Source organism: Bulleidia sp. HCP3S3_C9 (assembly GCF_052064035.1).
Classification (GTDB): domain Bacteria; phylum Bacillota_I; class Bacilli_A; order Erysipelotrichales; family Erysipelotrichaceae; genus Bulleidia.
In genome coordinates, this window is record NZ_JBQHWJ010000056.1 from 1 (window position 1) to 14,907 (window position 14,907).

The window sequence follows — 14,907 nt, forward strand, 5'->3', positions numbered from 1 at the left end:
ATAATTCAGCACATTGATGCAAGAAATATCCGTAATCTATTGGCTTATATCAAAATATGTACTTAAAAAATAGCTTATTTAAGCTAAAAAACATTTGACTTATTAGGGAGGTATTATATGTTTCTTTATATTCTTTTATTATCTTTACTGACTGCTAGTTTTCTATCAGTTACATATTTTATTCTGACATTGTTATTTGGTGTAGTATGGTATGTGTTATATGCATTTGGTGCATATCGACTGTTTCAAAAAGCAGGTATTACTGGATGGCTTGCATGGATTCCTATTGTTAATGAATATTTCACATATAAGATTGCATGGAATTCAGAAGCATTCATTATAGAAGCATTCAGTAACTTTATTGCAGGTTTTAGAAACAGCAATGGAAATAAAACATTTATCGCAATTCTTTTCTCATTTGTTACTTTAGTCATTAATTTTATCTTTTCTCAAAAGCTTGCTAAAGCATTTGGAAAAAGTCAATTGTTTGGTCTAGGATTATTCTTCTTTCAGCCAGTCTTTATTATGCTTCTAGGCTATGGAGATGCTGAATACTATGGACAACAGTAATTTAAAAGCTACTCACTTCAATTTGTGAGTAGCTTTCCTTTTTATAAATTTTTATTTTTTTCGTGGCAGATTGAAACAAAAGGACAAAGTCCACATTTAGGACTGCGCGCATGACATAAGTATCTTCCAAAAAATATCATCTGATGATGTGTTTTGATCCATCTTTCTTTTGGAATTTTCCTTTTCAATTTTCTTTCAATCGTATTCACATCATCTTTCTGATATACAAGACCAAGCCTTTTTGATACACGTGTTACATGTGTATCTACTGCGAGGGAGGGAATACCATAACATTCTGACAAAATCACATTGGCACATTTTCTTCCAACACCACTCAATGTCAAAAGATCATCCATCGTATCAGGAACAATACCACCATAATTTTCAACAACACCTTTGGCAAAATTCACAATCGAACGTGCTTTATTGTGATACAAGCCTAATCTAGAAATACATTGTTCCACATCTTTGAGTTCAGCATTTGCTAAAGATTCTACTGTCGGATATTTTTCAAACAGTTTTGGTGTTACCTGATTTACAGAAGCATCTGTTGTCTGTGCCGAAAGAATAACCGCAATTGCCATTTCATAGGCATTGGCATGATTCAGTTCACAATGTGCATCAGGATACATTCTATCTAAATGAGATAAAATCTCATCAACACTCATTCTTTCCATTAATATGTACCTTCATCAATCTGCTTCAATGTTAAACCTTTATTTTTCCAATCCTGCAATATCTTATCAATATAGGAAAAAGAAAGTTTCTGATACGCACTTGCTTCCCGCAATGCATAAAAAATCATCTTTTTATCTGTTGTCCGATTCCATTCAGCAATCTTCTGCATTTCTTTTTGAGATAATGTTCTTCCCATTTCACTTTCAAATAAATCAAACAAAGAAGAATCCATAATTTTTTCATCACGCGCAACATCCGTTTCAAACAATCCATTTAAAACAAAACGAATATCACCATTATTTGCAGCTTTAATTTCTAAATATTTTTTCGCACAAAGTAAAGAAAGTACTTCATTCATTTCTTCATTTGTTAAGTTTGTTCTCTTCGCAAGATCTTCAATTGTTGTTTTCAGATGATGCTCATTCATAAAGTCAATCATAAGAATGACAATGGCTTCTTTTGCATCCAAAGACAAAAGATTTAGATTGTCCAGAATCCAATCTCTATGATTCACATAATTCATTTCATACCACTTCATACATAACCTCAGTTTTTTAATTATAGATATGTTTTTTCAATTGTTCAAGAATTGATATACATGGTAAAATGCTAGTATGTTGAAAAAAGTATTATTTACATTCTTAACACTGCTTGTAATTTATTCTAGCTGCGTCATTGCATATCGCATCTTTGAGCCAAGAGATAATTACGCTATAGATCAAACAACATCATATGTTGCATATGACTCTTTAAAGCCATATATCGAAAACAGCCCACAGAATACGCATTATCTCTTCTTTTACAGTTCTATCAACAACAACTCTGTCTATTTAAAAGATACGATTTTTTCTCAAGTGGAACAAAATACAGGAAAATCTCTATCTTCATTATTTGAATTTGTAGATATCACAGAAATTGATCGTAATCTGGAAACAAAGAAATTAAGTGATGACTGGCAAGTCAGTGCCTTCCCTGCACTTGTAGCAGTAACAAAAGAAGATGATGGTACATTAACCATTAAAAACAAACTAGAGTGGACAAATGATTCTCCATTAACTGCACAGTCTGTAGAAGACTGGCTGATTCTAAATGATCTATACAAAAAATAAAAACCGTATTTTAGATAGATACGGTTTGTTTTGATTCATGTGATACTTGAGGAAGATCAGCCCAAAGACTTTCTAAACGATATGTCTGTCGTGCTTCTTCTGTAAAGATATGTACAACAACTTCATTACAGTCTAATAAGATCCATGTACTTTCTCTTTCCCCTTCTCTCATACGTGTTGTATATCCATGCTTCTCTGCTTCCTGCTCAACAAATTCCGCAAGTGAAGAAGCGTGTCTGACGTTTCTAGCTGTACATACAACAAAGTAGTCTGTAAATGGTGTTACGTTTCTCATATCAATAGAAACGATATCTTCTGCCTGTTTTTCATCAAGCGTATTCACAATAATATCTAATAATTCAGACATTTTTTCCCTCCGTTTTTAAAATATATGCTTTTGCTTTCTGAAGCACATAACGTGCTCCTTTCTGTAAGCTGATCCTGGATACTTCCCATTCTTTTGATGCATCATATCCTCGCAATGGCTCAATCTTATCCGCAATGTATAAAATTGCATCATAATCACTTTTGCCATCTCCTAACGTATGATGCCAGATTGCATTCAGTGTTTGATGATCATGCAAACACAGATACTTCTGAATAAAGAATGGTGCTGTAAAACTATGCCATACTTTTGGATCATATTGCAAACCTTCAGGATAATAGATAGCTAATAGTTCTTTTCCTTTTTCATCATCCCATTTTTTTGTAATATCATGCAGTAATCCCATTCGATATGCACTCTCTGCATCTAAATGATGCATTTTCGCAAGCTGATATGCCGTTTTGGCAACTGAAACAGAATGTTCATACCGACGTGGTTTACAAAGTGCATTTGCAATATTCTCATAGTAATATCCATTTTGATGAATCAAAGCTTTACTGCCGCGTGCACATAAATAGAAACATCCATTTCTTGCCTGTTCTTCTTCATTTTTCAAAGAGACAGGAATTTCTTCACCACAGATATTACCAGTATACAAATGGATATGACGATATGGCCGAATACATCTTTCAACAAGTTTGAGACGCTTTTGATATGGCAATACACCATCCTGGTCCACACGAATGAATACATCTTTTATACCATTCACTTTTCGATACTGAAGACAATATTCTAATTCCTTCTGTGTAATAGGATCAAACGTACAATGTAAGATTCTCATGGCAGTACAATCTTAGGATTTCTAGAAGGACGATACAGTACAATCGTTCTTCCAATGATCTGCACAAGTTCACTGTCTGTTAATCTAGCAAGATCAAACGCTGTTTCTTCAATATCCACTGGACTGTTTTTTAGTACAGAAATTTTTACAAGCTCTCTTGCTTCGATGGCGTGATCTACCTGTTCAATCAGGTTATCACTCAATGCATCTTTTCCAATTTGAAAAATTGTCTTATCGCATGATGCTAAACCACGTAAATATCTTTTCTGCTTTCCACTTAACATTTATAACATAGCCTTTCTAAACGTCACATTAACGTTTTCTGGAACATAGACTGTAATTGTAGACATTTGACCATGTACACATGCCCATCCTAATCCATCAATTACGATATCCATTTTATCCATTTCTTTACGAATCGTATACTTTTTAAATTGATTTGTCACAGGAACAGGTTGAAATAATGTTCCGTAATGCTTCTTCCATAATGCATCTGCACCAGATACTTTTCCTCTATGGATCTTCAAACTGTCACTCATATAGAACACACAGGAAGCATGGTCACATTTCATTAGATCTAAGCGAACAAGTCCACCAATCGCAAAAGACTGATCATAACGCAACTGGTATACCTGTGGTTTCAATGTTCTTGCGGGAAGGATTTCTTTTAATTCATCTTCTTTGACTTCCATCAAAATACTATGAGAAATTTCAATACCAGGTGTATCGACATAAGGTACACCATCAATTTCTAATTCATTAAAGTCTAATGTTGTACCAGGGTATCTAGACATTGTTAATGTATTTTCACCTAATAAATTATTTAACAATGTACTCTTTCCAGAGTTTGCTTTTCCCATGACGATGACTTCACGATTCTTGCGATAGAGCTGTACTGCCTGTTTCACTTCTTCCACGCCCATTCTTTCAAGCTTGCTGGTTAAAATCAAAGACTTGATAGAAATACCATTTTCTTTCAATCTAGAAAATACAAATCGTGCAATTTTTTCTTCTGACAATGTATCTGGAAGAATATCACGCTTTGTACAAACCATAATAATATCTTTTCCAATCAGATGACGATTCAAACCAGGAATAATACCTGCTTCAAAATCAAACAAGTCAACGACCCAAAGAATCAAAGCATCACTCTGACTGATACGATCCATAACAACATCAGGATCAATTCCCTTTCGCATAGAAATCATTAAATCATCATAATGAATCAGTCGAAAGCATCTTTGACAATAATCACTGTTTTCTTTTGGTGTATATCCAGGAGCATTTTGATCTTTACTCTGCAGGATTGCACCACAACCTTTACATTTCTTCATACATTTCCTCAAAATAACGTTATTTTTTCAATATCTTCATGTACTTCTTCATCTTCAGCATTTTCTGGAATATCAATAATACGACATTCTTCAATGTTCATTAACATGCTCCATTCACTTTCCATTGTTACTGGAGAAGAGAAACCAGTTTCTCTTGTTTTAAATGGAACATCAGAAACATGGATTTCATGATTCTGGCTATCCATAAATACAAGATTATCACCAGGCGTAACACCCTTGACATAACGCAGAATAGAAGGATTGGTCTTAAGCTTTTTACAGATCAGATTTCCCTTCATTGGACGGTTGCCTTCTACAACTTCTTCCATATGGACACGTTTGCATGCACCTGTAGAAGTGACATAAAGAAGTGCTGGTGTATCTGCATTGATTGCACATCCATAGGCAAGTGCATCATCTTTTGATGTATTCAATGCTTTTACACCCTTACTCTTAACACCTGTAGATGGAAGCTGATCCATAGCAAACTGATATGAATATCCTTCCTTAGATACAACAACAATCTTCTGATCATGATATGCAATAAATGCATTGAGCATTTCAGCATTCTTTGCAATATTCATCGCTGTCATAACCTTTGAATTACGATCTACCTTCCATGCAGATACTGGTGTTTTCTTAATTTGACCATTACTGGATAATGTAACGATCCATGCATATGTATTAAAGTCTTTGATCACAATTGCATTGATGATCTTATCATCCCCATCAATACGAATCACACTATTCAAGTGCACACCCATATCTTTCCATTTGGCTTCCTGGATCTGCCATACTGGAAGAGATGCATAGTTTCCTTTCGATGTGAAAAGCAGCAATGTATCTAACGTATCACATTCCAATGTTCCAATCAGTACATCTCCATTCTTTAAACCTGTTGATGTATCACTGCTTGCATTATAGGAACGTAAAGAAACACGTTTCACATAGCCATCTCTACTGCATGTAACCACAACTCTTTCACTTGTAACCATTGCAGCTTTATCAATGACAATATCCTGTACTTCTTTTTCAATCTTTGTTCTACGAGCATCTCCATATTCATTTTTCACTGCACGTAATTCTTTAATAATAACAGATTTCAGAACATTCTCATTTTCAATGATTGCCTTTGTTTCTTCAATTCGATTCACAAGCTCTGCAAACTCATTTCTTAAAATCTGAATATCTGTATTACTCAAGCGATATAGACGCATAGAAACAATTGCTTCTGCCTGTGGTTCATCAAAACCAAATTCATTCATCAGATTCTTTTTAGAATCCGCTTTATCTTTAGAAGCACGAATGATACGAATGACTTCATCTAAAATAGAAACAGCTTTCATCAGTCCCTCAATAATATGCGTTCTTTTTTCCATCTTATCAAGTTCATAGCGACTTCTTTTCAAAACAACTTCTTTTCTGAATGCGATAAATGCATCCAGTAAGCCACATAAACCAACCTGTACCGGTCGTTTATCAATGATCGTTACATTGTTGTAGTTATAGTAGATCTGAAGATCTGTATTCTTGTAGAAATAATTCAAGATCAGATTCGCATCTGCTTCTTTTTTTACATCTACAACGATTCTCATACCATTACGGTCTGATTCATCTCTTACATCCAAAACACCATCAATATCTTTGGATAAACGAATCTCATCCATTTTCTTGACAAGCTGTCCTTTAATCACTTCGTAAGGGATTTCTGTAATAATGATCTGCTGGTTTGTACGTGTCTGTTCAATTTCACACTTCGCGCGCACAACAACTCTGCCTTTTCCTGTTTCAAAGGCATCATGAATTCCTTTTGCACCTTGTACAATACCACCAGTTGGAAAGTCAGGTCCAGGAATAATTTCCATCAAATCTTCTAAAGAACATTCTGGATTCTGAATACGATAAATTGTCGCATCCACTGTTTCATTCATATTATGTGGAGGCATATTTGTAGCGTAGCCTGCCGCAATTCCCGTTGCACCATTGACGAGCATGACTGGAAAAGGCACAGGCAATACTGTTGGTTCATTTTCCGTATCATCAAAGTTTGGGGCCATTTCTACGGTATCTTTATCAAGATCATCTTCCATGACTTCAGTCACTTTAGCAAGTCTAGCTTCCGTATAACGCATTGCTGCTGCTGGATCATCATCAATAGAACCGTTATTGCCATGCACATCAATCAAAGGTAATCTAACCTTCCAGTCTTGAGACATACGAATCAATGCGTCATATACAGAAGTATCTCCATGTGGATGATAATTACCAATAACAAGACCAACTGTCTTTGCAGATTTACGATATGGATGATCCCATGTATTTCCATCATGGTACATTGCATACAAGATTCTTCTCTGTACAGGTTTTAAACCATCTCTGGCATCTGGCAATGCACGTTCTTGAATAATATACTTTGCATAGCGAGAAAAGCCATTTCCCATGATATCTTCAAGATGTTCCGGGATATACCGTGTTTTATCTTCAATTTGTTTTTTCTTTACCACTATTTATCCCTCCAGTTTGTAATCATCTTCCAATGTGAATGAGATATTATCTTCAATCCACTTTCTTCTTCTTTCAGCTTTATCGCCCATTAATGTAGAAACTCTACGTTCCGCAACAACACCATCTTCAATTGTTACCTGAATCAAAGCACGATGTTCTGGATCCATTGTTGTATCCCAAAGCTGTGCTGCATTCATTTCACCAAGACCTTTATATCTCTGTATCTCACACTTGCCATATTTCTTTTTCAATTCAGCAAGTTCATCCGTTGAATAACAATATTCAACATTCTTTCCCTTCTGTACACGAAATAAAGGCGGTAAAGCAATATATACCATTCCATGTTCCAGCAATGGACGCATATAGCGATAGAAGAATGTTAATAATAAAATCTGAATATGACTTCCATCATCATCTGCATCGGTCATGATAATAACTTTATTATAGTTAGAATCTTCATAGTCAAAGTCTGGACCAACACCAGCACCAATTGTATAAATCAATGTATTTAATTCTTCGTTCTTTTCAATATCACCCAAAGAACATTTTTCTGTATTTAATACTTTTCCACGCAAAGGCAAGATTGCCTGATAAATAGAATCTCTGCCCTGTTTTGCAGAACCGCCGGCAGAATCACCTTCGACTAAGAATAATTCCTTGATACGCGCATCTTTACTTCTTGCAGGTGCAAGCTTGCCACTCAACACTCTTTCGCCTTTTCCAACTTTCTTTCCACGTCTAGCTTCTTCTCTCGCTTTTCTAGCCGCAAGACGCGCAAGCATTGCCTTCTGCATTTTACGAATCAGTAAATCTGATTGTGTTTTGTTTTCTGTCAGCCAGTATGTCAACTGATCACTGACAACCTGTTCCACTGCTGGCTTTGCCTGTGGAGAACCTAATTTTCCTTTTGTCTGTCCTTCAAACTGCAATAATTCTTCTGGTACAGAAACAGAAAGAATTGTCGTTAAACCTTCTCTAACATCATTTCCTTCCAGGTTTTTATCTTTTTCTTTTAAAAGACCAGTCTTTCTAGCATAGTCATTGATTACTTTTGTGAAGGCACCTTTGAAGCCAACTTCATGTGTACCGCCATCACTTGTACGAACAAGGTTAACAAAAGAATATGTGTTTTCCTGATAGTCATCCGTATATTGAAAAGCAACTTCAACATGAATTCCTAATGCATCACCAGAAAACTTCACTGGCTGCATTAATGGTGTACGATCTTCATTCAGATAGTTTACAAATTCAGTAATACCATCTTCATAGAGATACTTTTCTTCCACTGGATTTTTCGAACGCTGATCAATCACCACAAATTCAATGCCACTCAATAAAAAAGCTTCTTCCCTTGCTCTTTCACACACCGCATCAAATTTAAAATCTGTTGTCTGAAAAATAGAAGGATCTGGTTTAAAACGAACCGTAGATCCTGTTTTATTTGTCTTTCCTAAATGTTCCAGCTTGCTGACTTTTGATCCACCATCTTTAAAAGACATGCGAACAAGCTGTCCATCATGTGCAACTTCAACCGTCAACCATTCACTCAATGCATTTACAACAGAAGCACCAACACCATGTAAACCACCTGCAGTCTTATAGCCACCTTGTGAAGTAAACTTGCCACCAGCATGCAATACAGTAAAAATAACTTCCAGTGTATTTTTACCAGACGAGTGTTTACCTATTGGCATACCTCTACCCTGATCACTGACGGATACACTGCCATCATTTTCTAAAATAATTGTAATCTTTTTACCGAAGCCGTTAATTGCTTCATCAACCGCATTATCTACAATTTCCCAGATCATATGGTGCAGACCATGAGAATCTGTAGAACCAATATACATACCTGGACGTTTTCTAACTGGCTCCAGTCCTTCTAAGATTTGAATACTGCTGTCATCGTATTGAATTGCCATGATTTCTCCTTTTCCTTCAGCTAATCATTATAACAAAAATATTGTCCAAGTAAAAATATCACAATTCCATCATCGTCAAAAATAGTTAATATGGTAAAATATTTAGGCACGGAGGTTTAAAGTGTATGAAAATTTTATTAGCTATTTTATTTTCCTATCTATTTGGATCTATTCCATGGGGTCTTGTCATAGGAAAAGTGTTTTTCCATAAAGATATTCGAAAAGAAGGCAGTGGAAATGCTGGTGGTACAAATGCAGGAAGAGTTCTTGGAAAGCCAATTGGTGTTCTCGTCATTGCATTAGATGCATTAAAGGGATTGATTTCTATGACACTCGCCCATTTCATCGCTCCTGGAAGTGAAATTTATGCGGGTGTTGCGTGCTGTATTGGTCACTGCTTTCCATGTTTTGCACAATTCAAAGGTGGAAAAGCAGTCGCTACAACATATGGCTTCTTCCTGGGCATTACATTATTTGTAACAAATAACTGGATCATCACATTTGCTTTACCTGTCATCACATTCTTTGTATTACTTTTCTTTACAAGAATGGTTTCCTTTTCAAGCATGAGTGCAATTGCACTCACAGGTATTGTTTCTTTATTTGCTTATTTCAATGGGTCTATCACAGAACTATCTGTTCCCGTCACAATTCTTCTGCTTAGTGCATTTGTTATCTATCGTCACAAGGCAAACATTAAACGTATTATTGAAGGAAAAGAAAGCCGCATCCAGTGGATGGGAAAAGCACCATGGGAAAAGTAGAAACAATTCAGTTAAAAATGCCATCGTTCTCGCAATCTCCTAGAAAAGTCTGGATCTATCTTCCAAACAGCTATGACGAAACAAAAAAACATTATGACGTTCTATACATGTTCGATGGACATAATCTATTCTTTGATGAAACAGCGACATATGGAAAATGCTGGGGCATGAAAAAATATCTGGATGAAAATAACAGCGAACTTGTTGTTGTGGGAGTCGACTGTAACCATACAGGAAATCGAAGACTTGCAGAATACTGCCCGTTCAAACCAGAAACAACACATTTAGAGTCCCTTCCTTCTGTTCGTCCTGCAGGAAAAAAGACTGCGGAATGGTTTGTGAATGTATTAAAACCAGAAATCGAAAAAAGATATCGTGTATTTACAGATCGAAAACATATTGGAATTGGTGGAAGCTCTATGGGTGGACTCATGAGTGAATACATGATTGCACAATACAACAATGTGTATTCCAAAGCTGCATGTGTTTCCCCTTCAACACATTTCTGTTATGAAGATCTAAAAAAGCTGATTGAAAATACAACATTCCACAAAGATACAAAGATCTACATTGATCAAGGATCCCAGGAAGTACATGGAAAAAGATTATTCATTGACGCTGTAGAAATGATGTTGAATATCAACCATCTCTACAGTGAACAAGGATGTCTTACATATCCTCATTTAACACCTGGTGGACATCATACAGAAAGTGACTGGGAAAAAGTTGTTCCTGTCTTCCTGAATTATTTATTTCCAAATATAAACAAACACACAAAGTAAACTACCTTGTGTGTTTTATTTTTCTGCATCTAATGATTGTATTGCGTGCATCGCATCTTTTGCATTCTGATATACAAATGCATGGATTCCAAATGTATTTGATGCATCTACATTTTCTTTTGTATCATCAAAGAATACACATTCCTCTTTCTTTAAGTCATATGTATCAATAAGATATTGAAAAATTCGTTCCTCTGGCTTTATCATTTGAATTCTTCCACTGATAACTTTTCCATCAAACAGACCAAATACTTCTTTGTATCGCTTTTCTGTATATGCAAATGCTTCTACACCATAATTAGAAAGAATATAACAATGATACCCTTTCTCTTTTAAATCCAGTAAAAACTGTCTGCCTTCTTCCAGAATTTCAAACATATCTTCCCATCCAGGGTGAAAAAACATTTTGATTTCTTTCTGCAGTGATGGATACTTTTCTAGATATAAATCTAACGTTTCACTGACACCCTGATATACTCCTTTATCAACCTCCTGCCATAAAGTATCAAGGAATATTGCAGAATATAAAGCGTCTTCTTTTTCTTTACTTAACCCCAGTTGATGGATTGCTTCTTTCGGCTGAAAACGAATCAGCACACCACCAAGATCAAAAATAACATTCTTAATCATGCTTGTAGTAATTGATAAGACACCCGTCTTCCAGAATTTCAATTTCATCTCTAGTTAATGCACCACAGGATACTTCAATCATTGTAACTGCATCCTTATGCACAACATAGGCTTTCATTGGTGTATTCGATTCCAGACCTTCTTTTACATTCTTTACAAGAACCCAGCTGCCTTTTTCAAGTAACGCATCATCTGTTGTTAGAAATGGAAGCATGCCCCAGTTAATGCAATTGGAACGATATCTCTTTGTCGCATATTCATGGGCAAAGTTTGCACCAGCACCCAATACTCTTTGACAGCTTGCAGCCTGTTCACGTGCAGAACCATCCCCTGGCTTATATGCATAGATGGAAGAAGCAATGTTTGTATCTGGATCTACTGTAATGCCACTGTTTTCAAGCAATGCATATACATACTTTACTTCTTCATTTTCCCAATCCATTTCTTTCACTTTCTTTGCTTCATTTACATAGTCAGGATCTCTTCTAGATAATGTAAATTCAGCTAAACGCAATGGGTTGGAACGATAAGAAGAAGTTTCTCCAGAAGGAATCAATTCATCTGTTGTCGTGACTGGATCATCAATATGAGAAACGATCTTTAAAAGAATATCACTGCTTAAAGATGGCTGCTCTGGCCAGTCTTTAATATTTGGTCCAAAGTGTAATGGATAGTCAGGATCTTCTTTTCCATAGCCATTAAATACTCTTTTTTCATATAAAGAAGCATCAAACGGACACATATAATCTTTCTCATCTTCATGACAGATATCACTTGCGGCTGTTAAAACGCCTTGATTTCTACTCGTTGCCGCAATGCTTCTAGCATCCATCAGGCATACAGAAGCAATCTGTCCTTCATTTGGCTTACTGCCTTCTCGATTAGGAAAATTACGTGTTGTATGACGGATAGATAGTTCATTGTTCGCTGGTGTATCACCTGCCCCAAAGCAAGGACCACAGAACGCTTCTCTAAATATTGCTCCAGTAGAAACCAAAGAAGCAACTGTACCATTTTCAACAAGTGCTTTATAGACTGGCATAGAATCAGGATAAATGGAAAGTCTAAATTCACCATTGCCACAATCTCCATCATTCAAGATTGCACTTGCTGCCATGATATTGCCATATGTTCCACCAGAACATCCCGCAATGACACCTTGATTCACAATCACTGTTCCATCTTCTTTCACCTTAGAAACAAGGTCCATGTTTTTATGCGCCAGCTGCGCATTGGCATGATCTTCTGCTTCTTTTAAGTATTTCTTTGGATCTTTTTTAAATGTGTTGATTGGAAGTGCTAATGAAGGATGCATTGGTAAAGCAATCATACATTCCACTTCACCTAGATCAAGATCAATACAGCGATCATAATATGTTCCATCATTGACTTTCAGACAACGATACGCATCTTTTCTACCATGTTGGTTAAAGTACTGTTCCGTCTTTTCATCCGTTTCCCAGATACTGCTTAAACATGTTGTTTCAGTTGTCATGACATCAATTGCATTACGGTATTCCTGAGACAAACCATGAATTCCTTCTCCCGCAAATTCCATGATACGATTCTTCACAAATCCATTCGCATATGTTTCTTTACATAACGCAAGTGCAATATCATGCGGGCCAACACCAGGTTTCACTTTCCCATGAACATAGACAAGAACAACTTCAGGACGTGCTACATCATATGTTTTTTCAAGAAGCTGTTTGGCAAGTTCACCACCACCTTCTCCAATACCCATTGTTCCTAAAGCGCCATATCGCGTATGAGAGTCTGATCCAAGGATCATTCTTCCACATCCACTCATCATTTCGCGATTGTAGGAATGAATAACAGCCATATTTGGCGGTACATAAATACCACCATACTTATGTGCTGCACTCAATGCAAACTGATGATCATCTTCATTGATTGTTCCTCCAACTGCACAAAGTGTATTATGACAGTTTGTTAATACATAAGGTACTGGAAACTTCTTTAAGCCAGAAGCTCTCGCTGTTTGAATAATACCAACATATGTAATATCGTGAGAAGTCAAAGAATCAAAATGAATATGAAGAATATCATCATCTGTATGTGTATCATGTGCATCCATGATCTGATATGCCAATGTTTTTTTCTTTCCTTCTTCTTTGGAACATGCACTGTTTTCTACATATGTCCCATTTTCAAAGAATACACCATGATCAATTAATTTCATTTTCTATCACCCTGCATACTTCTTCTGTAAATGCCTTGCATCCTTCATTTCCACCAATATCCTGCGTTGTATGCTTTCCTTCTTCAATAACCGCGTAGATTGCTTTTTCAAGAACTTCTGCTTTGTCTTTCATATCATGATCTTTTAAAAGCATACAGAAAGAAAGCAGTAAAGCTGTTGGATTTGCCTTATCTTTTCCCGCAATATCGGGTGCAGAACCATGTACTGCTTCATAGATAACAACATCTTCACCAATATTAGCACTTGGTGCAAATCCAAGTCCACCAACAAGTCCCGCACAAAGATCAGAAATAATATCACCATACAGATTTTCTGATACAAGTACATCAAACTGTGCTGGATCTGTAACAAGCTTCATGCATAACGCATCAACAATGACAGAATCACTTTCAATTTCAGGATAGTCTTTCGCAACATTCTTAAAACTTTCTAGAAATAATCCATCACAAAGCTTCATGATATTTGCCTTATGTACTGCAGTTACTTTCTTACGATGATGCTTTCTTGCATATTCAAAAGCAAAGCGTGCAATTCTTTCACTTGCTGAACGCGTAATGAGTTTAATTCCATGTGCAGTATTCGCATCATACATATATTCAATTCCTTTATAGAGATCTTCAGTATTTTCTCTAACAATGACAAGATCAACATCTTCATATCTGCTCTTTACACCAGTAATGGAATGTACAGGCCTAAGATTTGCATATGTAGAAAAACGCTGACGCAGCTGAACATTAATAGAACGGAATCCCGTACCAATCGGTGTCGCTGTAGGACCTTTTAGTGCAATCCCAGTATTCTGGATTGCATCCATTAAGTCATCGTCAAACAGCTTGCCACTCTTTTCATAGTATTCTGCACCAGCAGAATGTGTTTCCCATTCAATATTTGTCTTTAAAACTCCAGATACTTTTTTAACACTTTCAGAGATTTCTTTACCAATACCATCTCCAGGAATCAATACAACTTTCATTCTCTTCACCTCATGTATTCCATTTTACAACAATTCCCATAAATTACTTTCATAATTTTCATACTTGTAGGCTATATTAGCAAAATGGTGAACATATTTTAATATTGTACGAATATATGGACAGTAACAATGATCCAGTAGCATTATAATGTCATCACATTCAAGGAGATGACATTATGAAAGATACTGAAATCATTAACTTTTACAACAATCTAGATCAATATGCAAAGGATAAAATCGATAGACAGTT

Annotated in this window: 15 protein-coding genes; 4 read left to right on the plus strand and 11 right to left on the minus strand. The window is 36.0% G+C overall.

Going from position 1 to position 14,907, the window contains the following annotated elements:
• Positions 1-117 precede the first annotated feature (117 nt).
• Positions 118-570, plus strand: a complete 453-nt coding sequence (locus tag ACTND6_RS09100) for a DUF5684 domain-containing protein (RefSeq protein WP_441023781.1) — start codon at positions 118-120, stop codon at positions 568-570.
• Between the two features lie 41 nt (positions 571-611).
• On the opposite strand, the gene nth is transcribed toward ACTND6_RS09100, so the two are convergent.
• Together nth and ACTND6_RS09110 are read right to left on the minus strand one after the other, a co-directional pair.
• A complete protein-coding gene (gene nth / locus ACTND6_RS09105; protein WP_441023780.1) occupies positions 612-1,247 on the minus strand; it encodes an endonuclease III in 636 nt (211 codons plus the stop codon).
• Positions 1,247-1,786 (minus strand): DnaD domain protein, encoded by a 540-nt coding sequence (locus ACTND6_RS09110; protein ID WP_178175504.1) that lies wholly within the window; start codon positions 1,784-1,786, stop codon positions 1,247-1,249. Before ACTND6_RS09110 ends, nth begins: the two co-directional genes overlap by 1 nt.
• Positions 1,787-1,862: 76 nt before the next feature.
• Here ACTND6_RS09110 and ACTND6_RS09115 point away from each other — a divergent pair, with 76 nt between their 5' ends.
• Positions 1,863-2,357, plus strand: a complete 495-nt coding sequence (locus ACTND6_RS09115; RefSeq protein WP_320100472.1) for a hypothetical protein — start codon at positions 1,863-1,865, stop codon at positions 2,355-2,357.
• 10 nt (positions 2,358-2,367) lie between these two features.
• Here ACTND6_RS09115 and rsfS read toward each other — a convergent pair whose 3' ends face one another.
• The 6 genes from rsfS to parE form a co-directional block, all read right to left on the minus strand.
• Positions 2,368-2,724: a ribosome silencing factor gene (rsfS, locus tag ACTND6_RS09120; protein WP_178175502.1), complete on the minus strand. Its 357-nt coding sequence runs from the start codon at positions 2,722-2,724 to the stop codon at positions 2,368-2,370.
• On the minus strand, positions 2,717-3,523 hold the full coding sequence (gene yqeK / locus ACTND6_RS09125) for a bis(5'-nucleosyl)-tetraphosphatase (symmetrical) YqeK (protein ID WP_441023779.1): 807 nt from the start codon (positions 3,521-3,523) through the stop codon (positions 2,717-2,719). The genes rsfS and yqeK overlap by 8 nt, the downstream gene beginning before the upstream one ends.
• Complete coding sequence (gene yhbY / locus ACTND6_RS09130; protein ID WP_178175500.1) at positions 3,520-3,807, minus strand: ribosome assembly RNA-binding protein YhbY; 288 nt, start codon at positions 3,805-3,807, stop codon at positions 3,520-3,522. Before yhbY ends, yqeK begins: the two co-directional genes overlap by 4 nt.
• Positions 3,808-4,857, minus strand: a complete 1,050-nt coding sequence (yqeH, locus tag ACTND6_RS09135) for a ribosome biogenesis GTPase YqeH (RefSeq protein ID WP_441023778.1) — start codon at positions 4,855-4,857, stop codon at positions 3,808-3,810.
• Positions 4,858-4,865: 8 nt separating this feature from the next.
• On the minus strand, positions 4,866-7,298 hold the full coding sequence (gene parC / locus ACTND6_RS09140) for a DNA topoisomerase IV subunit A (protein ID WP_441023782.1): 2,433 nt from the start codon (positions 7,296-7,298) through the stop codon (positions 4,866-4,868).
• Positions 7,299-7,364: 66 nt separating this feature from the next.
• Positions 7,365-9,284, minus strand: coding sequence for a DNA topoisomerase IV subunit B (gene parE / locus ACTND6_RS09145; RefSeq protein WP_441023777.1), 1,920 nt, complete (start codon positions 9,282-9,284; stop codon positions 7,365-7,367).
• Between the two features lie 125 nt (positions 9,285-9,409).
• Here parE and plsY point away from each other — a divergent pair, with 125 nt between their 5' ends.
• A complete protein-coding gene (gene plsY / locus ACTND6_RS09150; protein ID WP_441023775.1) occupies positions 9,410-10,048 on the plus strand; it encodes a glycerol-3-phosphate 1-O-acyltransferase PlsY in 639 nt (212 codons plus the stop codon).
• Complete coding sequence (locus tag ACTND6_RS09155; RefSeq protein ID WP_178175495.1) at positions 10,036-10,830, plus strand: alpha/beta hydrolase-fold protein; 795 nt, start codon at positions 10,036-10,038, stop codon at positions 10,828-10,830. The genes plsY and ACTND6_RS09155 overlap by 13 nt, the downstream gene beginning before the upstream one ends.
• A 15-nt stretch (positions 10,831-10,845) precedes the next feature.
• On the opposite strand, the gene ACTND6_RS09160 is transcribed toward ACTND6_RS09155, so the two are convergent.
• The 3 genes from ACTND6_RS09160 to ACTND6_RS09170 are packed head-to-tail and all read right to left on the minus strand — an operon-like array spanning position 10,846 to position 14,657.
• The gene (locus ACTND6_RS09160) at positions 10,846-11,460 is read right to left on the minus strand and encodes an HAD family hydrolase (protein WP_441023773.1); all 615 of its coding nucleotides are present in this window, start codon (positions 11,458-11,460) and stop codon (positions 10,846-10,848) included.
• The gene (locus ACTND6_RS09165; protein WP_441023772.1) at positions 11,453-13,663 is read right to left on the minus strand and encodes a hydratase; all 2,211 of its coding nucleotides are present in this window, start codon (positions 13,661-13,663) and stop codon (positions 11,453-11,455) included. Before ACTND6_RS09165 ends, ACTND6_RS09160 begins: the two co-directional genes overlap by 8 nt.
• On the minus strand, positions 13,650-14,657 hold the full coding sequence (locus tag ACTND6_RS09170) for an isocitrate/isopropylmalate dehydrogenase family protein (protein WP_441023771.1): 1,008 nt from the start codon (positions 14,655-14,657) through the stop codon (positions 13,650-13,652). The genes ACTND6_RS09165 and ACTND6_RS09170 overlap by 14 nt, the downstream gene beginning before the upstream one ends.
• Between the last annotated feature and the right edge of the window lie 250 nt (positions 14,658-14,907).

Bases quoted from the DNA above. Each gene is read 5' to 3' on its own strand.
- ACTND6_RS09100 (WP_441023781.1), top strand. From the start codon at position 118: ATGTTTCTTTATATTCTTTTATTATCTTTACTGACTGCTAGTTTTCTA.
- nth (WP_441023780.1), bottom strand. From the start codon at position 1,247: ATGGAAAGAATGAGTGTTGATGAGATTTTATCTCATTTAGATAGAATG.
- ACTND6_RS09110 (WP_178175504.1), bottom strand. From the start codon at position 1,786: ATGAAGTGGTATGAAATGAATTATGTGAATCATAGAGATTGGATTCTG.
- ACTND6_RS09115 (WP_320100472.1), top strand. From the start codon at position 1,863: ATGTTGAAAAAAGTATTATTTACATTCTTAACACTGCTTGTAATTTAT.
- rsfS (WP_178175502.1), bottom strand. From the start codon at position 2,724: ATGTCTGAATTATTAGATATTATTGTGAATACGCTTGATGAAAAACAG.
- yqeK (WP_441023779.1), bottom strand. From the start codon at position 3,523: ATGAGAATCTTACATTGTACGTTTGATCCTATTACACAGAAGGAATTA.
- yhbY (WP_178175500.1), bottom strand. From the start codon at position 3,807: ATGTTAAGTGGAAAGCAGAAAAGATATTTACGTGGTTTAGCATCATGC.
- yqeH (WP_441023778.1), bottom strand. From the start codon at position 4,857: ATGAAGAAATGTAAAGGTTGTGGTGCAATCCTGCAGAGTAAAGATCAA.
- parC (WP_441023782.1), bottom strand. From the start codon at position 7,298: ATGGGAAATGGCTTTTCTCGCTATGCAAAGTATATTATTCAAGAACGT.
- parE (WP_441023777.1), bottom strand. From the start codon at position 9,284: ATGGCAATTCAATACGATGACAGCAGTATTCAAATCTTAGAAGGACTG.
- plsY (WP_441023775.1), top strand. From the start codon at position 9,410: ATGAAAATTTTATTAGCTATTTTATTTTCCTATCTATTTGGATCTATT.
- ACTND6_RS09155 (WP_178175495.1), top strand. From the start codon at position 10,036: ATGGGAAAAGTAGAAACAATTCAGTTAAAAATGCCATCGTTCTCGCAA.
- ACTND6_RS09160 (WP_441023773.1), bottom strand. From the start codon at position 11,460: ATGATTAAGAATGTTATTTTTGATCTTGGTGGTGTGCTGATTCGTTTT.
- ACTND6_RS09165 (WP_441023772.1), bottom strand. From the start codon at position 13,663: ATGAAATTAATTGATCATGGTGTATTCTTTGAAAATGGGACATATGTA.
- ACTND6_RS09170 (WP_441023771.1), bottom strand. From the start codon at position 14,657: ATGAAAGTTGTATTGATTCCTGGAGATGGTATTGGTAAAGAAATCTCT.